Source organism: Tabrizicola sp. (genome assembly GCF_030694085.1).
Classification (GTDB): domain Bacteria; phylum Pseudomonadota; class Alphaproteobacteria; order Rhodobacterales; family Rhodobacteraceae; genus Tabrizicola.
Window position 1 is genome coordinate 397,709 of record NZ_JAUXZE010000035.1, and the last position, 25,867, is coordinate 423,575.

Here is a 25,867-nt window from a genome sequence, read left to right on the forward strand (position 1 = left end):
GGGACGGGCCCGGACAACGACGGCGGGGACCGCGGGGCCGCGAATCATTTTCCGGCCACTTTCCTTGACGAAGATTGAACGCGCTGGAAAATTTTCGCGTTTGCAGAAAAACCCGCCGGATTCCCCCGGATTGTTTCCAGATTGTGGCAGCACACGCGGGCATCATCAGGAAATGCCACACTTCTGCCTGATCCTATGCCTAAATCTTTGATCGATGCCCGGCAATTTCGGCTGGGGCGCTGCTGCAATGGATAGTGACATGTTGACAAAACCTGCCAAGCGACCGGTTTCCCCGCTCGTCGTCCGCAAGTTCTCGGATTTCCGATCCGAGGAAGAAGGCGGTGTCACCATATTCGTCGTCATGCTGTTCGTTATGATGATCCTGTTCGGTGGCATTGCCGTGGACGTGATGCGCTACGAATGGCGCCGTGTCACCCTGCAGGAAACGATGGACCGTGCGATGCTTGCGGCGGCGAACCTTGTGATCCCGCCGAACCAGACGCCCCAGAGCGTGGCACAAAGCTGGTTCGATGTCGCGGGTCTTGGCGACGAGCTGACCGTCGACTACTCCGCTCCCACGATCACCGGCGAAGCCACCAGCAGCTCGCGCCGGGTCGTCGGGACCGCCAGGGTGCGGTCCTACAACCACTTCATGCACCTGATGGACTACCCCTATTTCGAGGGGCCGGTCGCCTCGGGCGCCCAGCAGGGCGTGTCCAAGATCGAAGTCATCCTGGTGCTCGACATCACGGGTTCGATGGGCGAATCCTCGGGCACGACCACCAAGATCGCGGCGCTGCGCACGGCTGCGACGAACTTCGTCAACATCCTGAAGTTCAGCCGCGACGCCGGGGGCAACTACACGATCCCGAAGGATCCGAACAACCTGATCTCGATCGGGATGGTGCCCTATTCGTCGAACGTGAACATGCCCGCCACGCTGCGTGACCAGTTCACCTACTCCAACATCGCCAACTGGTGGCAGCAGCCTCCGGGCGTTCCGAACATCAACTGCTTCGAATTCCCGGTCAGTTCCTGGACGCAGACCGCAATGTCGCGCACGACGGCCTACCCGTTGGCCGCAGTTGCCGACACATACCGCCCGGGAACGATACCCAACCCGACGGTGCAGACGTCCACGACGGGCGGACGGGTCGTGCTCAGCTTCCGCAGCCCCACCGCCACTGGCACGGGGACAACCGGATCAGTCCCGAACATGGCCGGCAACGACGTGATCTGCAACCACGGCGACAATCCCAGCACGGCCGCAAACGAAACCACCGGCAACATGGTGTTGCTGCCCACGACGGTTCCCAGCACGGTCACCAGCCAGATCGCGCTTCTGCAGCCGCGCGGCCGGACCTCGATCGCGGTCGGCATGCGCTGGGGCACGCTGCTCATGGACGAAACCGCCCGCCCGATCTACGACGCGCTGCGCAGCGGCGTCCCCGGCATGGAGGGGCGCCCGGTCGCCAACAATGACGCAGAGACCCGCAAGATCATCGTGCTGATGACGGACGGTGACCACGTCGCCAGCGACCACATCCGCGATGCCTACAAGACCGGCCTATCGCCGATCTGGCGCGGAGCCGACGGTAACTTCGCGATCCGCTTCACGGCCGGCGGACCTGCACTGACCGGCGGTACCCGGCCCTACATGCCGACGGCGACCAACACTTGCTCTGGCTGGCCGATCGCGACCAACCGCGAATACTTCATCCCCCATCGCAAGGCCAATGCGGTCGCGCAACGCGTCGGCACCCAGGCCGAGGGTGCGGGCACCGGCCAGTCCATCACGGGCGCCTGCGATCCGCTGGCCTGGCAGGCGACCCCGGCCTGGACCGGAAGCGGCACCGTGCGACAGCTTGACTGGTCGGAAGTCTGGCGCTTTGTCCGCGTCGACTGGGTGGTCCAGCAGCTCTACATGCGCTCGGGCGTCAGCGGCACCAGCAGCTACACCACGGTCCGCAACACCTTCGTCGCCCCCTACCTGACCGACGACGCCTATATGGACAATCTGCTTAACCAGAACTGCACCGCCGCAAAGACCGCCGGGTTCGAAGTGTTCGGCATCATCCTGGGCGACGCGGTCGTCGAAGCTCCGGTGCAAAACTGCGCCTCGCCGGGGACTGGCTACTACTACAAGGTGACCAGCGGCGACGCGCTGAACGCCGCCTTCGAGCAGATCGCTGTCCTTGTCTCACCGCTGAAGTTGACCCAATGACCCGGATCCGCAACTTCCTTCAGGACGAAACCGGGACGGGGCCGATCGAGTTCGTCTTCGTCTTCCCGATCATCTTCCTGGTCTTCACCGCCTCGTTCGAAAGCAGCATGTTCATGGCGCGCTACGTCATGTTCGACCGCGCCGTGGACGAAGTTGTGCGCCAGATCCGCCTGGGCAACTATCGGAACTTCTCGCACCAGGACCTGAAGCAGAGGATCTGTTCGGAAGGGATGATGGTCAATTCGATCGCGACCTGCATGCAAGACATGAAGATCTGGATGCAGCCGGTCAACACCGGGACCTTCGCCATGACCGCGCCACCCCGGAACTGCGTCGACCGCAGCCAGCCGATCAACCTGAACAACCCGCCGGCGAACGAATTCGCCTACGGGACCGACAACGACATCATGCTTCTGCGCATCTGCCTGAAGGAACAGCCGATGTTCCCGACCACTGCCATCTCTCTGAACATGGCAAGCGAGCCGGACGGCACCTATGCGCTGATCGTGACCTCGACATTCGTGAACGAGCCGGGATGACCGCCATGCGCAAGTACACTCGCCGTTTCAACGACTTCCTGCGCAACGAAGATGGCCTGATCCTCGCCGAAGGCCTGGTCATGATGCCGCTCATCATCTGGGCGCTGGTGGCGATGTTCATCTACTGGGACGTGTTCCGCACGATCAACGTCACCCAGAAGGCCGCCTACTCGATTGCCGACCTTCTGTCGCGGCAGCGCGATACCGTGCCCACGACCTTCGCCAACGGGCTGCAGAATGTGGCGAACTTCCTGACCCCCGGCGGCCACCCGGTCAAATTGCGGATCACCAGCTTCGAATGTATCTCGCCGATGCTGCCCGCGCAGCCCGGTGTGACGCAGCCCTGCGACGGCACCCGTGGCTCCTACCGGCTTCTCTTCTCCTTCTCGCCCGGCGCCCAGGTCCAACCGCTGACCGAGGCCAATATCCAGGCCTGGAAGACCACCCGGGTTCCGGTCCTGAACAATGGCGAAAGCGTCTTCGTCGTCGAGACTTCGGTCGAGTTCAAGACCCAGATGAAGACCGTCCTGGCGGGCTTCCTCGTCGGCGTCGACGACGGCACCTATGGCGAGTTCGTGGTGACCCGCCCGCGCCACCGCCGTCTTTGCCTGCAAGGCACGAACACCTGCACCTGACGCTTAATGGACGCTGTCCAGCCACGGCTTCCCCCCGGACGATTCAGGGGGTAGCCTGTGCCCGTCATGCCGGGGTTTCCATGCGTCTTATCCTCCTCCTCCTCCTCCTGTCGACCAGCATACCGGGCTGCGCACCCTTCCCCGAGATCGACGCGATGGGCCCGGACACCGGCCCGCCGCCGCAGTTGCTGCCGATCGACGACCTCCTTGCTCAGGCCGGGCCGCAGACCGAAGATCCCGGTCCCGCCGTCCTGGCCCGCGCGGCCGGGCTTCGGGCGCGGGCCTCGGCCATTACGGCTGCCCCAACCGCACCTTGACGGCGTTGCACCTCTCCCGGCTTCCAGCTAACAGACGTCAGCCGCAAACTGCCAAAGGTTCTCCGATGTCCGCCGCCCCCCTGCGTCTTGGTCTTGCCGGTCTCGGAACCGTCGGCATCGGTGTCGTCAAGATCGTGCAGGCCCATGCCGATCTGATTGCCGCCCGCGCCGGTCGCCCGGTGACCATCACCGCCGTCTCGGCCCGTGACCCGCAGAAGAACCGCGACGCCGATCTTTCCGGCTATGCCTGGGAAACCGACCCAGTCGCACTGGCCTCGCGGCAGGATATCGATGTCTTCGTCGAGGTGATGGGCGGCCACGAAGGCCCGGCGAAGGACGCCACAGAAGCCGCCATCGCCGCCGGAAAACACGTCGTCACCGCCAACAAGGCGCTTCTCGCCCACCACGGCCAGGCCCTTGCCGAGGCCGCCGAGGCCGCGAACCTTGCCCTCCGTTTCGAGGCCGCCGTCGCAGGTGGCATCCCCGTCATCAAGGCCCTGACCGAGGGACTTGCCGGAAACCGCATCAAGCGGGTCATGGGCGTCATGAACGGGTCCTGCAACTACATCCTCACCCGGATGCAGGCCGAAAACCTGCCCTACGAGACCGTGTTCGAGGAAGCCCGCCAGCTTGGCTATCTGGAAGCCGACCCGAACCTTGACGTGGGCGGCATCGACGCGGGCCACAAGCTGTCGCTCCTTGCCTCCATCGCCTTCGGCACCCGCGTCGCCTTCGACGCCGTGGAACTGGAAGGCATCGGCAACGTGTCCATCGACGACATCCGCCTGGCCGAGGATATGGGTTACCGCATCAAGCTTCTTGGTGTCGCCCAGATGACCGGGCGCGGGCTTGAACAGCGCATGACCCCTTGCCTTGTCCCCGCCGACAGCCCGCTTGGCCAGTTGCAGGGCGGCACCAACATGGTCGTCCTTGAAGGGGACTCGGTCGGCCAGATCGTCCTGCGTGGCCCCGGCGCGGGCATGGGTCCCACCGCCTCCGCCGTCATGGCCGACGTGATCGACATCGCCCGCGGCTTCCGCCTGCCGACCTTTGGCCAGCCCGCGAGCCAGCTCGCCGCGGCCCAACCCGCCAAGTCGGCGACGCCGGCGCCCTACTACCTGCGCATGACGCTTCTCGACAAACCCGGTGCGCTTGCCAAGATCGCCACCTGCCTGGGCGATTCCGGTGTTTCCATCGACCAGATGCGCCAATACGGCCACCAGGGCGCCAACGCCCCGGTCCTCATCGTCACCCACAAGGCCGCCCCCGACGACGTCGCCCACGCCATGACCCGCTTCGCCGCGACTGGCGTTCTTGTCGGCAACCCCGTGGCGATCCGTATCGAGGAAGTCTGATCGCTTGACAGGCTGACCCGTCGCGTCAACCCTTCCACAGCCATTGTCGGAGGCCAGGATGCGCAAGCTCGCCACTCTAGCCGCACTCACCTGCACCCTTGCCGCGTTTGCGGCGCGCGCCGAGATGCTGGCCGGGGCCGACGACCCTGACTTTCGCGCGGCCCTCGATCTTGCGCTGAATACCGGCGAGCCCGAGGCTGTGGCCCGCCTCAAGGCACTCGCCGAAACCGGGAACCCTGCCGCGCTGGTCGCCCTGCCCTTTGCGCTGCAATGGATTCCGCCCTCCGGCTCGCTCGCGGAAAAGAACGCCCAACGCAAGCTTGGCGGGATCTGGGTGCAGGACGCCGCCGCAGAGGCGCATGCGGCAACGGCCCTCTGGGCCAATGGACAGAACACCGACGCGCCCGACGACCTCTTGCGCCGCGCCGCCGGGCTGTCCGCCCTGGGCGAGCCAGAGAAGGCCGCGCTGCTCCTCGCCTCCTGGGTCAACCAGACCGGCGCGGTGGGAGCCCTGCCCGAAGCCCTTTTCTCGCCCGACACCCCGGCCTGGCTTGGCGCGCTGGCGCTGACCTTCCGTCTCGGCCTGTCCGAGCCGTCCACTGCCGACCACGACCTGCTCGCCGCGCTTCTGGCCAAGGAGTCTCCCGCCGCCTGGATGGCCCTCAACCACCTGGTCGAACGGCTGCATCGTGATCCTGCAAGCCTTGGCGATCCCCTCGGCAAGGCGGGAATCTCGCCCGAAACCGCCGCGACCCGCCTGAAAGAGGCGCAAGCCATGATCGCGGTCTCGCCCTCGTCCTGGCGCGAACTGCCCGTCACCGCAGAAGAAGCCCTGTTGGCCCGCACGGCTCTGGCCGGACGTGGCGAGTTCGCCCCGGTCGAGGGGCTATGCCGCGTCCATTGCCCCGACAGCAGCGCCACCTGCGAAACCGCCGTCCTTACCTACCCCGGCCTTATCTTCGGCCATTTCGAATCGACCCAGCCCTTTCGTTCTGTCCTGCCAGCCGACGACTTCTATGCCTCGGCACGCGGGCTGGCCGCGCTGATCCCCCTTCGCCGCGACCCTGCCGCCGCCGCCGACCGCGCCACCGCGGACTCCCTCGACGCCTGCTACGCGGCCGTTCTCGCCCGCCGCGACACGCTTGGCTTCGGCCCCTGACCCCGCCGTTAGCGCCACCACGCTTGCCGCGCCGCCAACCCCCCGCTACACGGGGAAAAATCGCGCGATGCCCCGGGGGACCCATGTCAGAAAAATCGCAATTCCAGGACCGGCTCCTGTCCCTTGGCCTTGGCCGCGTTTCCGAGGCTGCCGCCCTCGCCTCGGCCCGCCTGATCGGCCGCGGGGATGAAAAGGCCGCCGACCAGGCCGCCGTCAACGCCATGCGCGACCAACTCAACCTTCTGGACATCAAGGGCGTCGTCGTCATCGGCGAGGGCGAACGCGACGAGGCCCCGATGCTGTATATCGGCGAGGAAGTCGGCACCGGCAACGGACCCGAGGTCGACATCGCCCTCGACCCGCTGGAAGGGACGACCCTTACCGCCAAGGACATGCCGAACGCCCTGACCGTCATCGCGATGGCCCCGCGCGGCACGCTTTTGCACGCCCCCGACGTCTACATGGACAAGCTGGCCATCGGCCCCGGCCACAAGCCCGGCACCGTCACCTTGTCGATGACCCCCTCCGAACGCGTCTCGGCGCTGGCCGCCGCCAAGGGCTGCTCGACCGAAGACATCACCGTCTGCATCCTCGACCGCCCAAGGCATGAAGACCTGATCGCCGAGGTCCGCTCCACCGGCGCCGCGATCCGGCTGATCACCGACGGCGACGTGGCCGGCGTCATGCACTGCGCCGAGCCGGAAATCACCGGCATCGACATGTACATGGGCTCCGGCGGCGCACCCGAAGGCGTGCTGGCCGCCGCCGCGCTGAAATGCATGGGCGGCCAGTTCTACGGCAAGCTTCTGTTCCGCAACGACGACGAACGCGCCCGCGCCCGCAAGGCCGGCATCACCAACTTCGACCGCGTCTACACCCGCGACGACCTCGTGCGCGCCGACGTGATCTTTGCGGCCACCGGCGTCACCTCTGGCTCCCTCCTCGCCGGAATCAAGCGCGATCCGGGCTGGGTCACGCTGGAGACGATCCTGATGCGCTCCAAATCCGGCTCGATCCGCCGCATGACCTACAAGACCCCGGTAAAGTAGGTCGGGCTTCAGCCCGACTCACCTGACCGCGCCTGCAGCACAACCCAGGTTGCCGCGTCAGGCTTCCCTCGGTAACGTTGCGGGACCTTGCAGCAGGACCCGCAGCATGATGCAGACCCGCGGCGTGACCGGTCTTCTGGCCACCAACATCTTCCTGTCGGGCGCTGCTTTCGCCGCCATGACACCCTATCGCGCCATCGTGGGCGTCGATTCGCTTGGCCTGTCGAACGCGGCCTTCGGCACCGTCATGGCGCTGACCGCAGTCGGCAGCGCCTGTGCTTCGGTGGCACTTGGCTGGCTTTCCGACAAGGTCGCCGACCGCCGCATCCTGATCTTTCTCTGCGCGGCGATGGGGGTCGTCGCCTTCGGCCTGATCTGGGCGATCCAGACGCCCTTCGTCTTCGTCCTGGCGTTCTGCCTGCTGGTCCCCTTCGGTAACGCGCTCTTTTCACAAAGCTTTTCCTACTCGCGGGCCTTCTACAACCGCACCCACCCCGAGAGGGCCGAGTTCATCCTGTCAATCCTGCGCAGCATGTTCACGCTGGCCTGGATCGTCGTGCCGCCCCTGGCCGGGCTGATCGCCGCGCGCTGGTCGGCCTATTCGGTCTTTGCCTTCTCGGCCCTGGCCCATGTCGGATGTACCCTGGTGATCGGCCTTCTCTGGCTGCAACCGAATGCGAAGATCGGGGTTGCGACCACCGACCCGGACACGCCAGCGGCTCCGCCACCCCGCATCCGCATCGCGGCCCCTTACAGGTTCGGGATCGTGGGCGTCACCTGCGCCATGGCCGCCGTGCAGCTGAACATGGTGCTTCTGCCGCTTGTCATCCTGCGCGATCTGAACGGCACCTTGGCGCAAGTCGGCATCAACGCCTCGATCGCGGCAGCCATCGAGGTCCCGGCGATGATCGGCTGGGGCTACCTTGCGATGCGGGTGCGCAAGGACCTGATCCTTGCCGCCGCAAGCGTCATTTTCGCGGTCTACTTCGGGTTGATGCTCTTTGTCGCCAGCTTCCTGCAGGTCGTCCTGCTGCAAGCCTTTGCGGCCATCGCCATCGCGGCGCTTCTCAGCATCAACATCAGCTACCTGCAAGAGGCGATCCCCTCCCGCGTCGGCCTGTCGACCTCGCTGGTCGATCTGTCGCGGGTGGTCTCGGTCTGGGTCGCGGCGGCGGTGTTTTCCTTGAACTCCGGGGCGACCTACACACCGTTCATGGCGGTGGCGGCACTCCTCAGCCTTGGCGGGGCCGGACTGATGCTGCTGGCCGGGCGAAGCCGCCGCCGGGACGAGCCGAGTTGACCAAGTCGCCACATCCACCATTCGCGTCCCCTCCCCCTCAAAGGGAAAGGGACGACTAGGGGGTCACCCGGCCAAACATCTTGCCAGAAAGTTAACGCCCGCACCCAACCCCTTGATTCCAAACGCCTCGAAAACCTGTCCACCGTGGACACCCCACAGCCCCCTTGCCACGCCGCCGCCTTTCCGGCACCCCTGTCCGCATGACCGCCTTCCTCAACGTCGCCTCCTCCCTCACCGGCCGCCGTTGGGTCGGCCCCGACCCCGCCCAGGACCGGCTGGCCGAGGGCATGGCCCAACAGACCCGCCTCCCCCTCGCCCTCTGCCGTATCCTCGCCGCGCGCGGGGTCACCCCCGAGGACGCCCCCGCCTTCCTCGCCCCCTCGCTGCGCGACCTGATGCCCGACCCCCTCACCCTGAAGGACATGGCCCCCGCCGCCGACCGCCTCCTCCACGCCGTGCGCGGGCGGGAACGGATCGCCATCTTCGCCGACTACGATGTCGACGGCGGGTCCTCTGCGGCGCTGCTCCTCGTCTGGCTCCGCCACTTCGGGCTGCAGGCGACCCTCTACATCCCCGACCGGATCGACGAAGGCTACGGCCCCAACATCCCCGCGATGACCCAGCTTGCCGAGGCCCACGACCTGATCCTCTGCGTCGACTGCGGCACCCTGTCCCACGACCCCATCGCCGCCGCCAAAGGGGCCGACGTGGTGATCCTCGACCACCACCTCGCGCTCGAGACCCTGCCGCAGGCGCTGGCGATCGTGAACCCGAACCGGCAGGACGAGGACGGCGCCCTCGCCCATCTCTGCGCCGCCGGAGTGGTCTTCCTTCTCCTCGTCGAAGCCAACCGCCGCCTGAAATCCCAAGGCGCGCAGGCCCCCGACCTGATGGCGCTTCTCGACCTCGTGGCCCTTGCCACCGTCGCCGATGTCGCCCCGCTGACCGGCCTCAACCGGGCCTTCGTCCGCCAGGGCCTGAAGATCATGGCCCGCCGCGACCGCCCCGGTCTGCGGGCCCTGGCCGATGTCGCCCGCATGGATCAGGCCCCCACCCCCTACGCCCTCGGCTTCCTTCTTGGCCCCCGGGTCAATGCGGGTGGCCGCATCGGCCAGGCCGACCTTGGTGCACGGTTGCTGGCCACCGATGACGAGATGGAAGCCTCCCGCATCGCGGCCCGCCTTGATCAGCTCAACACCGAACGCCGCGAGATCACCGAACGGGTGCGCGAGGAAGCCCTCGCCCAGGCCGAATCCCGCGGGCTTGACGGGCCGCTGGTCTGGGCCGCGGCCGAAGGCTGGCATCCCGGCGTCGTCGGTATCGTCGCGGCCCGCCTGAAAGAGGCCGCGAACCGGCCCGCAGTCGTGATCGGCTTCGACGGTGACGCGGGCAAAGGCTCGGCCCGGTCGATCCCAGGAGTCGACCTTGGCGCCGCGATCCAGCGCATCGCGGCGGAAGGGCTGATCCAGAAGGGCGGCGGGCACAAGATGGCCGCAGGACTGTCGCTCAGCCGGGCGCAACTGGAACCCGCAATGGTTCGCCTGGGCGATCTCCTTGCCCGCCAGGGTGCTGGCACAACGGGGCCGCGCGACCTGCGGATCGACAGCCTTCTGGCCACCTCGGCCGCGACAGTGCCGCTTCTCGAAGAGATCGAAAACGCCGGTCCCTTTGGCCAGGCCGCACCCGCGCCCCGCTTCGCCTTTGCGAACGCGGCCGTCACCTGCCGTCGGATCGGCGAGAGCCACCTGAAGCTCTCGGTTACCGACGGGTCCGGCCCGGCGCTGGATGCCATCGCTTTCGGTGCCTTCGACGGCCCTCTCGGAGCCACTCTGGAGGGCGCGGGGCACAAGCGCTTCCATCTGGCGGGAAAACTGGAGCTGAACCACTGGAACGGCCGTACCCGGGTGCAGCTTCGTCTCGACGACGCCGCCCCGGCCTAGGGCGCATTTTTCCTCTTGCGGAACCCCCGCGCAGATTCTACACACCGCCCCACCGACAGTGTGGCCCGTTCGTCTATCGGTTAGGACACCTGGTTTTCAACCAGGTAAGAGGGGTTCGACTCCCCTACGGGCTGCCACTTCACCAATATGTCAGACGATGCACCGCCGTCCCTTTGAAGGCGTGCTTGATTGTTGCCGCACACTCAATAGATTGGCCAAAATTCCAAGAACAGGTGCCTGATGTTAAGCTTTCTGTCCCGTTTCTCTGCCACTGCCTTGCTGATTGCCCTACCCTTCGCCTCGCATGCGGCAAGTTGCAGCGACACGGGTGGGCAGTATGAGGCCTGGAAGTCTGAAATGGCCGCCGAAGCCAAGGCCGAAGGCGTCGGCAAGCGCGGCATCGATGCCCTGATGGCGACGTCTTACTCCAAGGCGACCATCGGTGCCGACCGCAACCAGAAAAGCTTCAAGTACAGCCTTGAGAAGTTCCTGAATGTCCGGGGCGCCGACACCATCGTCAAGCAGGGCCGCAGCCGCAAGGCGAAGAACCCGGGCTTCTACGCCAGCCTGGAAGCCGCCTATGGCGTGCCCGCCGGCGTCCTGATCGCCATTCACGGGATGGAGACCGGCTTCGGTGGCTTCATGGGCGACACCAACGTCGTCGCGGCCATTGCCACGCTGACCTATGACTGTCGCCGGTCGGACTTCTTCCGCCCGCACCTGATCGGGGCCTTGAAGATGGTCGACAAGGGCATGATCTCGCCCAACACCGTCGGAGCCAAGCATGGCGAGCTGGGCCACACCCAGTTCCTGCCCGGCAACGCCTATACTTACGGCGTGGATGGTAACGGTGACGGCATTGTCGACCTTTACAACCAGGCCGACGCGCTGGCGACCACCGCCAATTTCCTGAACCGCAAGGGCTGGAAACCGGGCAAGGGCTACCAGGAAGGCGAGCCGAACTTCGCGGTGATCAAGCAATGGAACGCCGCCAAGGTCTATCAGCAGGCCATTGCGATCATGGGCGCCAAGATCGACGGCTGACCCCTTGCACCGTGCCGCGCGCCCTTGTAGGACGCGCCACAGTGGCCCGTTCGTCTATCGGTTAGGACACCTGGTTTTCAACCAGGTAAGAGGGGTTCGACTCCCCTACGGGCTGCCACTTCCCGTCATCGACCCATCGCAGCTTCGTGGTTCCTGGCCCATTTGAGAAGCAGATGGTCCGCCATCAGGCCCATGAAGGCGACAGCCAGGCCCAGGACCAGCCCCTTTCCGACATCGGTCGAGGACAGCGCACGCTGCATCTCCTGGCCCAGGTCCTGCGTGCCGATGAAGGCCGCGATGATCACCATGAACAGCGCGAACATGATCGACTGGTTCGCTCCGACGACAAGCGTCGGCACGGCCAGCGGCAACTTCACGTGGCGCAGAAGCTGTCCGGCGCTTGCCCCCGACATCTGCGCCGATTCCACGATCTCGGGCGGGATGCTGCGCAGCCCCTCGATCGTGTAGCGAACGATAGGCACGGTGGCAAAGACCATGACGGCAGCGATCACAGCCACGTCGTTCACGCCGAACAACATGATCACCGGGATCAGGTAGATGAAGCTGGGGAAGGTCTGGGCGGTGTCGCAGACCAGCAGGAACCGCCGCGCGCGCGTCTCGTTCGCGGCGCCAAGCAGTCCCAGCGGCACGCCGATCATCAGCGCCAGCGCGACCGCGACGAAGACGGTGTAGGCCGTGATCATCGCCCGGTCCCACCAGCCCGACAGCGCGATGGGCAGTGCGAAGGCCAGGCAGACCAGGGCCGAGCGCCAGCCGCCGATCCGCCAGCCGACCCCCACCAGCGCCAGCAGGACGGCCGTGGTCGGCAGCCACAGGAAGGCGTTGCGCAAGGGGATCAGGACCCAGGTGATCAGGAACCAGCGCAGCCAGTCCGTCACCGGGTCGATCAGGTCGATGAACCCGCCGACGACGGCATCGACCGGACCCGCCATGCTCAGCGCCTGCTTGCGCTCCACCTCCGCGAAATAGGGGTGTGACCAGGCCGCGACGAAGCCCAGGGCCACCAGGCCAAGCCAGACCGCCAGCACCCGGTGACGGCGCAACCAGGACCCCTCGACATGCTCGGGCTGTTTCAGCGCCCAGGCTTTTGACAGCCGGTCCAGCACGATGGCCAGAAGGACGATGGTAACGCCGATCTCGACCGACAGGCCGATCTTCAGCCCTTGCAGCAGCTGCAGCAGCTTCTGCCCCAGTCCCGGCATCCCGATGAAGCTGGCCAGAACAACCATCGCCAGGCTTTGCATGATGACCTGGTTGACGCCGATCAGGATCTCGGTTCGCGCCGCGGGCAGGCGGACGCGGGTCATGAGTTGCAGGCGCGTCGTCCCGCTCATCTTGCCGCTTTCGATGATCTCGGGCGACACGGCGCGCAGACCTAGCAGCGACATGCGGATCATCGGCGGGACCGAAAAGATGATCGTGACAATGGCGCCTGCCTTGGGGCCGACGCCAATGAAGACCACGACGGGGATCATGTAGGCGAAATGCGGCAAAGACTGCGCGATGTTCAGGATCGGGTTCAGGATCCGCTCGGCCATGCGATAGCGCCAGGCGAGGACTCCCATCAAGAGGCCGAAGATGACCGAGAACGGCACGGCGACAACGATCACCGACAGCGTCTCCATCGCCCATTTCCATTGGCCCATGACGGCGATCCAGACGAAGGTCCCCCCCGCCAGGACACCAAGGCGCAGGCCGCCCAGGGCATAACCCGCCATCCCGGCGGTGGCGGCGATCACCACCCAGGGGATAGGGCCGACATGGGGCCAGCGCGACTTGCCGTAAAGCAGGTTCGCAGTCACATCCAGGCAGAACTCCACCACGTCCGAGAAGGCGCGAGTGAAGGTCATCAGGCCAAGGTCATCGCGGGCAAAGTCGAAGCCGGCGTTGATCCAGTCGGCGAAGGGCAGGACCAGCGCGCCGGGCAGGCGGACCAGGCCCGCCGGCAGGACCCCCCGGAAGACGACCAGCACCAGAGCGGCCAGCAGGATCGCCTGCGCGATGCGCTTCTGGTCCAGACGGAAGGGCGGTTGCGGAAGGGTCGTCGCCATCATGCCGCCGGCCCCAGAAGAAGGTCCAGCGCAGCCTTCCGGTCCAGAAGTCCGGCGATCCGGCCTTTGTGCGACAGCGGGATCAGCGCCCGGCTGTCGCTGACAATGCGGCGGGCAAGCGCATGCAGGGTCTCGTCGGCGGGCAGCGGCTCGCCCTCGATGGCGCGACCCTCGACCGGCTGGGCCAGCGCGCCCGCATGGACAACGCGGGTGCGGTCGATGGCCTCGGTGAACTTGGCGACATAGGGCGTCGCAGGGGCCATGACGATGTTTTCCGGCGTGTCGATCTGCTCGACGGCGCCGTCCTTCATGATCGCGATGCGGTCAGCAAGGCGGAGGGCCTCGTCAAAGTCATGGGTGATGAAGACAATCGTCTTGGCCAGCATCCCCTTCAGCCGCAGGAATTCGTCCTGCATCTCGCGCCGGATCAGCGGATCCAGGGCACTGAAGGGCTCATCCAGAAACCAGATGTCCGGCTCGACCGCCAGCGACCGCGCGATGCCGACCCGCTGCTGCTGGCCGCCCGACAGCTCACGCGGGAAGTAACCTTCGCGGCCCTTCAGGCCCACCAGCGTCAGCATGTCCCGCGCCCGAGCGATCCGTGAGGCCCGGTCCTGCCCCCGCATCTCCAGCGGAAAGGCCACGTTCTCCAGCGCGGTGCGGTGCGGCAGCAGGCCGAAGCTCTGGAACACCATGCCCATCTTCTTGCGGCGCAGCTCGATCAGCTCGGTCTCGGTCAGCTTGCCGATATCCCGCCCCTCGACCTCTACCGAGCCTGAGGTGACGTCCAGAAGCCGCGCAAGACAGCGCACCAGCGTCGACTTGCCCGACCCCGACAGCCCCATCACCACCAGCATCTCGCCGCGCCGGATCTCCAGCGATACGTCGCGCACGGCGGCGATATGGTTGGTCGCGCGCAACTCGTCCAGCGTCGTCGAGGGCGTCAGGACCAACCGTTCCGGTCGGTCGCCGAAGACCTTCCAGACGTTCTTGCAGGAAATTACCACGTCGCTTGCGGTCATAGGCTTGCCCCAAGAGAAAAGCGCCACCCGGGGGGAATGGTCCCGGGTGGCAAGGTGGGTCACCCGAAGGTGACGCCGGAGATCATTCGGTCCAGGACGTCCAGACCGCCTCGTTCGCTTCCAGCCAGGCGGTCGCAGCGTCCTCGGGCTCCATCCCGTCGATGTCGACCAGCTTGGCCATCTCGGCAATCTGGGCGTTGGTGAAGTTCACTTTCTGCAGAGCGGCGTAGGCACCCGGCCACTTGTCCTTCATTCCATCCCAGGCGGCGATCTTCAGATAGCCATTGGCCGGGTTGCCACAGTCGTAGACCTTGTCGGGGATCGGGCCGACGGCCGGGTCCTTGTCGCAGCCCTCGACCCATTCCGGGAAGTTGACGAACTCGCCCGGCCAGACCGCTTCGGCGAAGTTGGGGGTCCAGTTGAACAGGACGATCGGGGTCTTGTCCTTTTCGGCTGCCGCGATCTCGGCCCACAGCGCCGCTGCCGACCCTGCATTGACCACGACGAAGTTCATCCCCAACGCATCGACCTTTTCCTGGTCATGCTTCAACCAGTCGACCGGCCCGCCCAGGAAGCGACCCTTCTCTCCGGTTTCCGGCGTTGCGAACAGCGCCGCACATTCATTCAGCGCCTGCCAGTCGGGCAGGCCGGGGCAGGCCTCCTTGGTCCACATCGGATACCACCAGTCCTCGCGCGTCACCGCGTTGTGGGTGGTGACGTCGTGGATCCCGCCCTTTTCGACCGCAGCCCGGAACGAGGCGCCGAAGGCCCCTTCCCAGACTTCAAGCTCCAGGGTGGCATCGCCCAAGCGCACCGCCTCGTACACCGCCTGGCTGTCGGTCGAGACATACTCGACGGAATTCCCCATCCCTTCGAAGATCTGGCCCACGACATTCGACATCACGATCTGGCTCGACCAGTTGTGGATCGGAATGACGATCGGGTCTGACGAATCCTCGGCCAGGACCGGCGAGGCCAGGGCAAGGGTCGCCGCGCCAAGAAGCAGTCTGGTCAATCTCTGCATGTTTTTCGATCCCTGTTCAGGTCGCGCCCCAACCGGCGCCGACATTTCCCGGAAAGTCGCACGCTTTCCTGAGAGGCAAGGTTATGCACCGTATGTGAACACGTCAGACCCTAGCGATGAACAGGCTGGAGAATGTTGTTACAAAATGTTAACAAGCTCTGGCCGTGCCTCAGGACTCCGTCCGAATGAACGCTGCTGCCCATATCGTCGTGATCGAGGATGACCCGGTGACCCGCACCGCGCTTGGGGGGTATCTGGAAACCTTTGGCTACCGGATTACCGCTTGCGCCGGGGCCGAGGCGGCCGAGAAGGTGCTTGCCCAGGAAAACCCCGACCTTCTGATCGTCGACATCAACCTCTCCGGCAAGGACGGGCTTGAGATTACCCGCGAACAGCGGGCACGGTCGGAAATCGGCATCATCCTTCTGTCGGGCCGCACCGACGACGTGGACCGGATCGTCGGGCTGGAACTTGGCGCCGACGACTATGTCTGCAAGCCGTTCAACCGGCGCGAGCTCTTGGCTCGGGTCAAGAATCTCCTTCGCCGGACGGCGGCGATGCGGCAGCTGACGCGCCGGGTTGTGCATTTCGCGGGGTTCACATTCGATACCGCTGCCCGCCATGTCAGTGGCGAGGACGGGGCAGGCGTCCAGCTGACCCGGGCCGAGTTTGAACTGCTGCGCACCTTCGTCCTCAATCCCGGCATCGTGCTGTCGCGCGACCGGCTGTTGGCCAGCATCACCCACCGGCACGGCGACACCGGATCGCGGACGGTGGATGTGATGGTCAAGCGGCTGCGGGCCAAGTTCGGCGACGATCCGAAGCAGCCGCGCATCTTCGGCACCTCGCATGGCGAGGGCTATGTCTTCACTGCGCCGCTGTCCTGACACCTGCCAGATCGTCCAGCGCCTGAAGTGACCGGGCAAGCTGGCGTTCTGCAGCCGTTGCCGCCGCCAGCAGCGGCCCCACGGCCTCGAGTCCCGGCGCGGCATCGCGGCGCGACATTTCGGCCAGCACCGCGCCCAGTTCCGGCAGCGCAAAATTTCCCACGGCGCCCTTCAGCTGATGCGCTCGCCGCTCGATGTCGGCGACGGCCCCTTGGCGCAGCGCCTCGGCCAGCGCCTCCACCTCGGGCCGCAGCCGGTCCAGCATCAGCCGCAGAAGATCGCGCGTGGCGATCGGTCCCAGATCGGCCAGCGTCTCCTGCGCCGCCGGGGCGACGCCTGCGCCGCACAGCCGCTCCAGCGCGGCGGACAGCGCCTCGGGTGTCAGGGGCTTGGCCACGACCTCGTCCATCCCGGCGGCCCGGCAATCCTCCATGTCGCGCGGCTGGGCATGTGCCGAGACCCCGATCACCGGCAGCCGGTCCAGTCCTGCCAGGCCGCGCAGCCGCCGCGTCGCCTCGATGCCGGAAATGCCCGGCAGGTTCACGTCCATCAGCACCGCATCAAAGCCACCCTCCGCCAGCATCTCCAGCGCGGCTTCGCCGGTCGCGGCGATTTCTGGACGGTGACCCAGCGCCTGCAGAAAACCCAGCGCGACCTCCTGGTTGACCGGGTGATCCTCGACCACCAGCACGCGGAGCGGCGGCAGGGATGGTGCCAGGGCCATCCGCAGTGCCGACCGGGTTGCACCCCGCGCAAAGGGCACGTGCAGAGTGAAGGTCGCGCCCTGCCCGCGCTGGCTGGCGACGGTCAGGACACCGCCCATCAGCGCGGCCAACCGGCGCGAGATCGTCAGCCCAAGCCCGGTGCCGCCATAGGTCCGAACGGTCTGCGGGTCTTCCTGCTGGAAGGCGTCAAAGATCCGCTCCAGCGCGTCCGGCGCGATCCCCCGCCCCGTATCGCTGACCGTGAAGCGCAGGCGCAAAGGGTCGGTGTCGGACGGACCGGCCAGCGCCACCGCGATGCGCACTTCCCCCGCGTCGGTGAACTTCACCGCGTTCGACACCAGGTTGAACAGGATCTGCCGCAGTTTGCCCATGTCTCCCCGAAGCGGCGGCAGGACGGTCTGCGGCAACTCTGTCTCCAGCCGTAGCCCTTTCTCCTCGGCCATCGGTGCCATCAGAAGCACGATGTCCCCCAAGGCCTCGGCCAGGTCGAAGTCCACCGTCTCGGCCGCGGTCTGGCCCTGCTCCAGCTTGGAATAGTCGAGGATGCTGTTGAGAAGCCCCATCAACCCCTTGCCCGACGCCAGTGCCGCCTCCAGCCGCGCCACCTGCACCCGCGTCAACCCGTCACGAGGCAGATTGCGCAGCATGCCCAGAACCCCGTTCATCGGAGTCCTGATCTCGTGGCTCATCATCGCCAGGAATTCCGACTTCGCCCGGTCCGCCGCCTCGGCCCGGTCGCGCGCCGCGTCATGCGCCGCCACCTCGCCGCGCAGCGTCTCGGTCTGCTCGTCCACCAGTTCCTGCAGTTCGCTGCGGTGGCGGCGCAGCTCCTCCAGATGCCGCTCGCGTTCCGCCGCAAGTTCGCGGTTGGCGATGGCCTGCTTGCGGAAGACCTCCACGGCGCCCTCCATCTGCGCGATCTCATCGGTGCCGGACCGGGGGATCTCGTCGCCCAGGTCCCCCTCGGCCAGCCCCGTCATCCGCACCGACAGCGCATCCAGCCGCCGGATCAGGTTGCCCCGGACATAGAACCACAGGACGCCCAGCGACAGCACCAGCGCCAGCATCGCCGAGAAGGCATACAGCCGCTGGGTCGCTAGGATCGCCTGTTCGGCCGACTGACCCGCCGTCACCGCATTGGCCTCGATCCGGTCAGCCAGCGCCGAGGCCGCCGTCTCCAGTTCCAGCGCCGCCCGACGCAGCTCGGTTTCGGTCCGGGAGATCCGCTCGGTCACGGCCAGCACCTGACTTGCGTTCTCGAAGATCGCCGCCGTCTCGGGCGGTGCGGTCGGCACAGCTCCGATCACCCGCAAAAGCACCCGGACCCGGTCTGCACGCCGGGGGTCCTGCACCGACTCCAGCCGCCGCGAGATCACCCGGACCCGCGCCGCCAGCTCGTCCCGCAGCCCCTGCAACTCGGCCTGCGACTGCACCCCGGCGACCCGGTTCAACAGCAGCCCCACCTCCGACGCATGCGAGCGCAGTTCGAACATCAGCCCCATCTGGAAAAGATCCACCTCGATCAGCTTGTCCAGCGTATCCAGCCGGATCTCGGGGTTCGCCGTGTCCGTCCCGTCCATGCCATACAGGCTGGAGATCACCGCCGAGGCCCCCATTTCGGCATTTGCGACCAGGGTGTCGGCGATTTCGGTCAGCTCCACCGCCGCCGCCAGGCCCGCTCCCAGTTGCGCATCGCGGCGGGCAATCAGGCTGATCCGTTGCCGCACCAGCCGGTCGATGGTGGTCAGCGCCTGCCGCAAGCCCGCTTCGGCCGCCAGCGCATTGGCGAGGGCGTCATCCGGCAGCCCTTCCTGCTGTAAAAGCCGCGCCCGCAGCGCATTGGCCTGGTCGAAGAGAAACGCCGCCCTCTCGGCCCGCTGCGCCTCATCCGTGACGGCTGCCAGCTCTGGCGCGACCGCGACCACCCGGCTGGTTTCCTCGGCCACGCCCCGCACTTCGGAAATTGCGGGGATCGCCTCGGTCACCACCCGTGACTGGTTTGCGGCCACATCCTTCAATTCGAACCAACCCAGCACACCCGTCGCAGCCGGAAAGCCCACGATCAGCCCGATCGCCAGCAGCAGCCGTCCGCCAAGACTCGACTTGTAGCCGAAGTTCCGCAAGGCTCGCCCCCAGGGTTTGCGGGCCCAAACTATCACCTTATCCGCAAAAGGGGAGATGCGATGCGCAAAGCCGTCACGGCGGCGATCCGGGTGGCGGGTCTGGTGGCGATCCGGGTGGCGAGTCTGGCGGCGATCCTGGTGGCAGGCCTTGCGGTCCCTGCCCCGGCCGAGGTCTGGCAGCTTGAAGCCCGCGCCGTGCCCTTCGACGACGCCAGCGCAGCCGTGCCACTTAGCTATACCCCGCTGGCCCGCGCCACCCGGCCCTGGCGCTTCTGCGTCCTCTATCCGCACCTGAAGGATGCCTACTGGCTGTCGGTCAACTACGGCATGGTCGAAGAGGCCCGCCGCCTGGGCGTCGCCTTCGACGTGTTCGAAGCCGGGGGCTACCCCAACCTCTCACGCCAGAATGACCAGCTGAAGGGCTGCGCCAGCGACGAATTCGACGCGGTGATCCTGGGCACCGTCTCCTATGCCGGGCTGACGGCCGAGGTCGAACGGATCGCCCGCCTGAAGCCCGTGATCGCCGCCGTCAACGACATCGACGACAGCGGCATCACCGCCAAGGCCAGCGTCCCCTGGACCGAGATGGGCGCCGCCGCCGGTCGCTTCATCGCCGAACGCCATCCGAAGGGCAGCCCGCCGGTCCGCATCGCGTGGTTTCCGGGGCCGCAGGGTGCGGGCTGGGTCACCTTCGTCGAGGCCGGTTTCCGCGCTGGACTGGCCGACAGTTCGGCGCAGATCGTGATGACGCGGTTTGGCGACACCGGCACCGAGGAACAGGTCCTGCTCGTCGAGGAGGTGCTCGAAGCCCTGCCCGACATCGACTACCTCGTCGGCAGCGGGCCGATGGCCGAGGCCGCAGTCCCGATCCTGCGCGCCCGCGGGCTGGAGGGGCAGATCGATGTCGTCTCGACCTATCTCAGCCACGCGGTCTATCGCGGCGTCGTGCGTGGCCGCATCCTGGCCGCCCCCACCGACTCGCCAGTCCTGCAAGGGCGGCTGTCGATCGAAATGGCGGTCCGCGCGCTGGAAGACCGGCTGTCCACCCGGCACGCAGGCCCGCCCGTCTGGATCGTGACCCCCTCGACGGCAGGCGAGGCGGTGACCCAAGGCTCGCTGGCGCCGGCAAGCTTCGTCCCGGTCTTCTCGCTGCCCCCACCTGTCTCTCAGCCCAGCCCCTGATCGGCCCTCTGTTACAGATCGCCAACGGCCATGTGACTGGCATCTGGGACCTGCATCGGCTTCATGGGGGCAATCAACTGCCCGGAGACATCATGTTGCGATCCCTAGCCGTCGTCCTGCTTCTGTCCACCGCCGCGCTGGCCGATACCCCCGATGGCGAGGCGCTGAAGGCCATGACCTGGGACCAGGTGGTTGAACAGGCGCGCGGCGGCACGGTGAACTGGTTCATGTGGGGCGGGTCCGACACGATCAACGCCTATGTCTCGGGTTACGTGGCCGACCGGCTACGCGCCGACTACGACATCACCCTGAACCGCGTGCCCATCACCGACGCCGCCGACATCGTGAACCAGGTCCTGTCCGAGAAAGAGGCCGGGGTGACCGACGCCGGATCCGTCGACCTCATCTGGATCAATGGCGAGAATTTCCGCTCGATGAAGCAGGCCGATCTCGTCTTCTGCGGCTACACCGGGCTCTTGCCCAATGACACGCTGATCAACTGGGACAACCCGGCCATTGCCAATGACTTCGGCGTCCCGGTGGACGGCTGCGAAGTCCCCTGGAACACCGTCCAGTTCGCCTTCGCCCATGACAGCGCCGTGGTCAGCGACCCGCCGCGCGACATGGCCTCGCTGCTGGCCTGGATCAAGTCCAACCCCGGTCGGTTCACCTATCCCGCGCCGCCCGATTTCACCGGCTCTGCCTTCCTGCGCCACGTCTTCATCCATGCGGCGGGCGGCCCTGACGGCCTGATCGGCCCCTTCGACCAGGCGACATTCGACGAGACCGCCACCAGGACCTGGGCGATCCTGAACGAGATCGAGCCCTTCCTCTGGCGCGAGGGGGCCACGTATCCCACGACCGTCACCCAGCTGAACGAGCTTTTCGCCAATGGCGAGATCGACTTCAGCTTCAACTATGATCCCGCCCAGTTCGGCCTTGCCGTGCAGGCCGGGACCTGGCCCGACACGACGCGGTCCTTCGGGCTGACGGATGGCACGATCGGCAACACCAACTACACGCTGATCCCGTTCAACTCACCCAACAAGGCCGCCGCTATGGTGGTGCAGAACCTGCTGCTGTCCGGCGAGGCCCAGCTGGAAAAAGCCAAGCCCGAAGTCTGGGGCGCGGCCCCGGCGATCGAGGTCTCGCGCACGCCGCCCGCGGTGCAGGAGGGTTTCGCCACCATCAAGACCCACCCCTCCGTCGTCCCCGCTGCGGAACTGGCCAAGGCCGCGCTGCCCGAATTGCAGGCCGACTGGCTGACCGCCATCGAAAAGGGCTGGGCCGCGACCGTCGGCAACTGACAGCTCCTCGTTCGCCTTCGGCTCCTCCTCGCTGAGCCGCGTGCGCAACCGGCGAGGAGCGACGAAGTCGACGACGAGCGCCATCCCGCGGCCCAACACGCGACGACGCGAGGCGCAGTCATCGACGAGCCTCCCCCGGCTTGCCCGCCGCCCCGCATTGACGCAAGCTGCCCCCGACCCGCTGCGAAAGGCCCTCGCGTGACCGACCGCACCCGCCTTGCCCTTCTTCTTGCCCCCGCACTTCTGGTGCTGGGCGGGCTTTTCCTGACCGGGCTCGGCCTTACGCTGCTGCGGTCTTTCCGCTACATGCCCGCGCTCGGCCTGACCGACCCCGACCTGTCCGCCTACGTCGCAATCCTGACGGCACCGGGCTTTCTGACCTCGCTCACCCTCTCGCTCTGGATTGCCACCACCTCGACCCTGATCGCCGCCACGTTGGCCCTCGCCACGGCCCTCCTCCTCCGCCAGACCTTCCCCGGTCGCGCGATCATCAGCTTTCTTGTCCAGCTGAACCTCACGATCCCGCACATCGTCGGAGCCATCGGCATCCTCTACCTCTTCTCGCAATCCGGCAGCTTCGCGCGCCTTGCCCATGCCGCAGGCCTGATCGCCACTCCGGCCCAGTTTCCCATCCTGACCCAGGACCCTACCGGCATCGGCATCATCCTCCTCTACGTCTGGAAGGAACTGCCCTTCATCACCCTCATCCTGCTGGCCAACATGCAAGCCCTTGGCGACGATCACGAATCCGTCGCCCGAAGCCTGGGCGCGTCCCGCTGGCAGGCGTTCCGCCATGTCCTTCTGCCCATGCTGATGCCCGGCCTCCTTGCCGCCTCGACCCTGGTCTTCGCCTTCGCCTTCGGAGCTTACGAGGTCCCGCTCATCCTTGGCGCCCACGCCCCGAAGGCGCTGCCGGTCCTGGCCTGGCAGGCCTCGACCGACACCGACCTTGCCACCCGGCCCGAGGCGATGGCGATGGCCGTGGTCATTGCGCTGATCGGCGTCGCACTTCTGGCGCTTTATGCGCGGGCGCTTGCGAAAGGCGGCAGCGGTGCGCGCTGACCTCCGCACGCTTGCGGGACTGGCGCTGGCGGGCTTTCTGGTCCTGCCACTGATACCGCTGGTCGGCTGGTCGGTCGCCCAGGGCTGGCGCTTTCCTGACCTTTTGCCCGACCGCATTTCTGCCCAGGCCTGGACCTTCGCCCTCTCGCCGCAATCGGGAGTGCTCGCCAGCTTCGCCACCACCACCCTGATCGCCGCCACGACGACCCTGCTCGCCATCCTGATCGGCCTGCCCGCTGGCCGCGCCCTGGGGATGTACCGCTTCCGCGGGCGCAGCCTTGTGCTCCTTCTTCTCCTTGCCCCCGCGCTTCTGCCCGGCATCGCCGTCGTCTTCGGCCTGCACGGCATGATGCTGCGCCTGGGCCTCGCCGGCACCATCCCCGGTGTGATCCTTGCCCATCTTGTCCCGGTCCTGCCCTACATGACCCTGGTCATGGCCGCCGTCTTCGCCCGCTTCGACCCTGCCTTCGAGGATCAGGCCCGCTCGCTTGGCGCGACCCCCTGGCAAACCTTCCGCACCGTGACCCTTCCCGCCATCCTGCCCGGCCTGATGATCGCGGCGCTGTTCGCCTTCCTCGTCTCGTGGTCGCAGTATCTTCTGACCCTTTCCATCGGCGGAGGCAGGGTGCAGACCCTGCCCCTGCTTCTCTTCAGCTTCGCCAGCGCCGGGCGCAACGACATCACCGCCGCCATCGCACTTCTGTACATCCTTCCGGGTCTTCTGATCCTGGCCGTCATCGCCCGCCGGATCACCGGTCGTGGAGCGGCCCTGACCGAAAGGCTGCACCCGTGACGCGGCTCTCCCTTCACGGCCTGCGCAAGACCTACCCCGGCACCGGGCAGGCCGCGGTCCACGGCATCGACCTCACCGTCGAAAGCGGCAGCCTGACCGCGCTTCTTGGGCCCTCCGGCTGCGGCAAGACCACCACGATGAAGCTGATCGCCGGCCTCATCGCTCCCGACGCGGGCGAGGTGAGGCTGGACGCCTCGCCCATCACCGCCCTGCCGCCCGAACGCCGCGGGGTGACGATGGTGTTTCAGGACCCGCTTCTCTTTCCCCACCAGACCATCGCGCAGAACATCGGCTTCGGCCTTCGGATGCGCGGCCTGCCCCCGGCCCGGATCGCGGAAAGCGTTGCCGCGATGCTGTCCCGGGTCCGCCTGGACGGGCTGGGCGACCGCCGCCCCGCCGCCCTGTCCGGCGGCCAGCAGCAACGCGCCGCTCTGGCCCGTGCCCTGGTCCTGCAACCCAGGGTCCTTCTCCTGGACGAGCCACTGTCCAACCTCGACCCGGGGTTGCGCGACGAGATGCGCCAGCTGATCCGCAGCCTGCAGCAGGAAACCGGGATTACCACCATCGTCGTGACCCACGACCAGGCCGAGGCTGTGGCCCTTGCCGACCAGATTGTCCTGATACTGGAGGGGCGCCTCGCCCAGCAGGGACCACCGGACGCGCTTTACCGCCGGCCGGCCGCGCTGGCCGTGGCGCGCTTCTTCGGCGGGGTGAACTTCCTGCCCGGCCGGTCCCAGGGCGGGCTGTTCCACTCTGCCGTGGGGCCGCTCACCCTGCCTCCCGGTGCGCCCGAAGGGGACCATGTCCTGACCCTTCGCCCCGAGGCGCTGCGCCTTGGCCCCGGACCCAATCCGCGCACCGCACGGATCACATCCGTTACCTTTCTTGGCACGCAGACGCGCGTCGGTCTGGCTGTCGACGGGACCGCGCTTCAGGCCCTGACCACGCCGGACCTGGCCAGTGCGCTGGTTCCGGGTGGCGAGGTGACGGTCTCGCTACCGCCCGAGGCGCTGTGGCTGCTTCCACCTGAAGCAACACTGTCTGATCCAGGCCAGCCAATCCGCTGACGCGCCGGTCGACGGACAGGCAAGGGGCTCTCCCCCGACTACTCTCCGCGCGTGACCAGCAGAACCGCCCGGCTTCGGCCTGCATGCTTGGCCGCATAAAGCGCACGGTCGGCTGCGGCAAGAAGCTGAACGGGGTCCGGCACCGCAAGGTCCAGCGACCGGACAATGCCGATGCTTGCCGAAACCTTGCAGATCTGGCCTTCGAACTCCATCGGCTGACTGATGCGGGCGATGATCCGTTCGGCAATCATTTGCAGCATCTTCGGTTCGGTCCGGCCCGCCAGGATCACCACGAACTCGTCGCCGCCGATCCGCGCCGCGCAATCCTCGGCGCGAAGCTGTTCGCGCAGGATGCGGCCGACGTTGCTCAGGACAAAGTCGCCTGCGGCGTGGCCCAGCGTGTCGTTGACCGCCTTGAAGAAATCCAGATCCATGTGCAGTAGCCCGAACGCTGCCCGGGCGGCGCAAAGCCGTTCCAGCACCAGATCGGCGGCGCGACGGTTGCGCAGGCCGGTCAGCGGGTCGGTCATCGCCTCTTCCTCGGCCGCCATCCGCGCGCCTTCCAGCCGCAGGTTCAATCCCCGCAGCTCCCGCGTGACCGCAGCATTGGCCTCGGCCATGTAAAGCAGTTCCATCGCAAGGTCGGTCGCGGCGAAATCGGCGTCCGTCAGCGCCAGGTCGCGCACAGCCGCGATCAGGTCGATCCCGAAGGACAGATTCAGCAGGATGCGGCCCGATCCCGACAGGCTTTGGCCCAGGCCACGCAGTCCGACGCGCAGGCCGTTGCGCGGCAGCAGCCGAAAGCGATTTCCCCCCCGGGCCAGCACCTGTCCGATCGTGACCGCCCCCCCGGGAGAGCGCACCTCGAACAGATCCTCGAACCGCGCTCCCGGCACCGCGTCGGCTTGCAGCACCCGTGCAAGGGTCGGTCCATAGCTGATCGCGCGCCCCTCCGCGTCCAGCAGCAGGTGCATCGGCATGAACTGTGCTGAGGCGGCACTGTCCAGCTCGATCCGGTCCTCGAAATGAAGTGTCTGCATC

21 protein-coding genes and 2 tRNA genes are annotated in these 25,867 nt (G+C 66.8%); 18 read left to right on the plus strand and 5 right to left on the minus strand.

Going from position 1 to position 25,867, the window contains the following annotated elements; translation table 11 throughout:
* The first annotated feature begins 259 nt into the window (after positions 1 to 259).
* The 12 genes from Q8M85_RS06905 (at position 260) to Q8M85_RS06960 (ending at position 11,680) form a co-directional block, all read left to right on the plus strand.
* Positions 260 to 2,224 carry a Tad domain-containing protein gene (locus Q8M85_RS06905; RefSeq protein ID WP_305542043.1) on the plus strand — a complete coding sequence of 655 codons (1,965 nt, stop codon included), beginning with the start codon at positions 260 to 262 and terminating at the stop codon, positions 2,222 to 2,224.
* Positions 2,221 to 2,763: a TadE/TadG family type IV pilus assembly protein gene (locus tag Q8M85_RS06910; RefSeq protein WP_305542045.1), complete on the plus strand. Its 543-nt coding sequence runs from the start codon at positions 2,221 to 2,223 to the stop codon at positions 2,761 to 2,763. Before Q8M85_RS06905 ends, Q8M85_RS06910 begins: the two co-directional genes overlap by 4 nt.
* A gap of 5 nt (positions 2,764 to 2,768) precedes the next feature.
* Entirely contained in the window at positions 2,769 to 3,398 is a 630-nt protein-coding gene (locus Q8M85_RS06915; protein ID WP_305542047.1) for a TadE/TadG family type IV pilus assembly protein, read from the plus strand.
* Positions 3,399 to 3,478: 80 nt separating this feature from the next.
* On the plus strand, positions 3,479 to 3,715 hold the full coding sequence (locus Q8M85_RS06920; protein ID WP_305542049.1) for a hypothetical protein: 237 nt from the start codon (positions 3,479 to 3,481) through the stop codon (positions 3,713 to 3,715).
* 65 nt (positions 3,716 to 3,780) lie between these two features.
* Complete coding sequence (locus Q8M85_RS06925; RefSeq protein ID WP_305542051.1) at positions 3,781 to 5,070, plus strand: homoserine dehydrogenase; 1,290 nt, start codon at positions 3,781 to 3,783, stop codon at positions 5,068 to 5,070.
* A 58-nt stretch (positions 5,071 to 5,128) separates the two neighbouring features.
* Complete coding sequence (locus Q8M85_RS06930) at positions 5,129 to 6,229, plus strand: hypothetical protein (protein ID WP_305542053.1); 1,101 nt, start codon at positions 5,129 to 5,131, stop codon at positions 6,227 to 6,229.
* 83 nt (positions 6,230 to 6,312) lie between these two features.
* Positions 6,313 to 7,278, plus strand: a complete 966-nt coding sequence (gene glpX / locus Q8M85_RS06935; protein WP_305542056.1) for a class II fructose-bisphosphatase — start codon at positions 6,313 to 6,315, stop codon at positions 7,276 to 7,278.
* Between the two features lie 106 nt (positions 7,279 to 7,384).
* The gene (locus Q8M85_RS06940) at positions 7,385 to 8,578 is read left to right on the plus strand and encodes an MFS transporter (RefSeq protein WP_305542059.1); all 1,194 of its coding nucleotides are present in this window, start codon (positions 7,385 to 7,387) and stop codon (positions 8,576 to 8,578) included.
* A gap of 200 nt (positions 8,579 to 8,778) precedes the next feature.
* Positions 8,779 to 10,518, plus strand: a complete 1,740-nt coding sequence (gene recJ / locus Q8M85_RS06945; protein WP_305542062.1) for a single-stranded-DNA-specific exonuclease RecJ — start codon at positions 8,779 to 8,781, stop codon at positions 10,516 to 10,518.
* A 62-nt stretch (positions 10,519 to 10,580) separates the two neighbouring features.
* Positions 10,581 to 10,655, plus strand: a tRNA-Glu gene (locus Q8M85_RS06950).
* Between the two features lie 103 nt (positions 10,656 to 10,758).
* Complete coding sequence (locus Q8M85_RS06955; RefSeq protein WP_305542064.1) at positions 10,759 to 11,562, plus strand: lytic transglycosylase domain-containing protein; 804 nt, start codon at positions 10,759 to 10,761, stop codon at positions 11,560 to 11,562.
* Positions 11,563 to 11,605: 43 nt separating this feature from the next.
* A tRNA-Glu gene (locus Q8M85_RS06960) sits at positions 11,606 to 11,680 on the plus strand.
* 7 nt (positions 11,681 to 11,687) lie between these two features.
* Here the strand turns inward: Q8M85_RS06960 and Q8M85_RS06965 are convergent.
* The 3 genes from Q8M85_RS06965 to Q8M85_RS06975 all read right to left on the minus strand — a co-directional run bounded on the left by Q8M85_RS06965 (position 11,688) and on the right by Q8M85_RS06975 (position 15,680).
* Positions 11,688 to 13,634 carry a proline/glycine betaine ABC transporter permease gene (locus tag Q8M85_RS06965; RefSeq protein ID WP_305542067.1) on the minus strand — a complete coding sequence of 649 codons (1,947 nt, stop codon included), beginning with the start codon at positions 13,632 to 13,634 and terminating at the stop codon, positions 11,688 to 11,690.
* Positions 13,634 to 14,656, minus strand: a complete 1,023-nt coding sequence (locus tag Q8M85_RS06970; RefSeq protein WP_305542070.1) for a glycine betaine/L-proline ABC transporter ATP-binding protein — start codon at positions 14,654 to 14,656, stop codon at positions 13,634 to 13,636. Before Q8M85_RS06970 ends, Q8M85_RS06965 begins: the two co-directional genes overlap by 1 nt.
* A gap of 82 nt (positions 14,657 to 14,738) precedes the next feature.
* Positions 14,739 to 15,680, minus strand: a complete 942-nt coding sequence (locus Q8M85_RS06975) for an ABC transporter substrate-binding protein (protein ID WP_305542072.1) — start codon at positions 15,678 to 15,680, stop codon at positions 14,739 to 14,741.
* Between the two features lie 185 nt (positions 15,681 to 15,865).
* Here Q8M85_RS06975 and Q8M85_RS06980 point away from each other — a divergent pair, with 185 nt between their 5' ends.
* The gene (locus Q8M85_RS06980; RefSeq protein ID WP_305542075.1) at positions 15,866 to 16,567 is read left to right on the plus strand and encodes a response regulator; all 702 of its coding nucleotides are present in this window, start codon (positions 15,866 to 15,868) and stop codon (positions 16,565 to 16,567) included.
* On the opposite strand, the gene Q8M85_RS06985 is transcribed toward Q8M85_RS06980, so the two are convergent.
* Positions 16,548 to 19,415 (minus strand): ATP-binding protein, encoded by a 2,868-nt coding sequence (locus tag Q8M85_RS06985; protein ID WP_305542077.1) that lies wholly within the window; start codon positions 19,413 to 19,415, stop codon positions 16,548 to 16,550. The genes Q8M85_RS06980 and Q8M85_RS06985 overlap by 20 nt on opposite strands.
* A 60-nt stretch (positions 19,416 to 19,475) precedes the next feature.
* Here Q8M85_RS06985 and torT point away from each other — a divergent pair, with 60 nt between their 5' ends.
* From torT to Q8M85_RS07010, 5 genes are all read left to right on the plus strand, one after another.
* Positions 19,476 to 20,597 carry a TMAO reductase system periplasmic protein TorT gene (gene torT, locus Q8M85_RS06990; RefSeq protein WP_305542080.1) on the plus strand — a complete coding sequence of 374 codons (1,122 nt, stop codon included), beginning with the start codon at positions 19,476 to 19,478 and terminating at the stop codon, positions 20,595 to 20,597.
* Positions 20,598 to 20,689: 92 nt separating this feature from the next.
* Entirely contained in the window at positions 20,690 to 21,904 is a 1,215-nt protein-coding gene (locus tag Q8M85_RS06995) for an ABC transporter substrate-binding protein (protein ID WP_305542085.1), read from the plus strand.
* A 198-nt stretch (positions 21,905 to 22,102) separates the two neighbouring features.
* Entirely contained in the window at positions 22,103 to 22,966 is an 864-nt protein-coding gene (locus tag Q8M85_RS07000) for an ABC transporter permease (protein ID WP_305542088.1), read from the plus strand.
* Positions 22,956 to 23,759, plus strand: a complete 804-nt coding sequence (locus tag Q8M85_RS07005; protein ID WP_305542090.1) for an ABC transporter permease — start codon at positions 22,956 to 22,958, stop codon at positions 23,757 to 23,759. Before Q8M85_RS07000 ends, Q8M85_RS07005 begins: the two co-directional genes overlap by 11 nt.
* On the plus strand, positions 23,756 to 24,826 hold the full coding sequence (locus tag Q8M85_RS07010) for an ABC transporter ATP-binding protein (RefSeq protein WP_305542093.1): 1,071 nt from the start codon (positions 23,756 to 23,758) through the stop codon (positions 24,824 to 24,826). Before Q8M85_RS07005 ends, Q8M85_RS07010 begins: the two co-directional genes overlap by 4 nt.
* Before the next feature lie 38 nt (positions 24,827 to 24,864).
* Here Q8M85_RS07010 and Q8M85_RS07015 read toward each other — a convergent pair whose 3' ends face one another.
* Positions 24,865 to 25,866, minus strand: coding sequence for a diguanylate cyclase (locus Q8M85_RS07015; RefSeq protein ID WP_305542096.1), 1,002 nt, complete (start codon positions 25,864 to 25,866; stop codon positions 24,865 to 24,867).
* Between the last annotated feature and the right edge of the window lies 1 nt (position 25,867).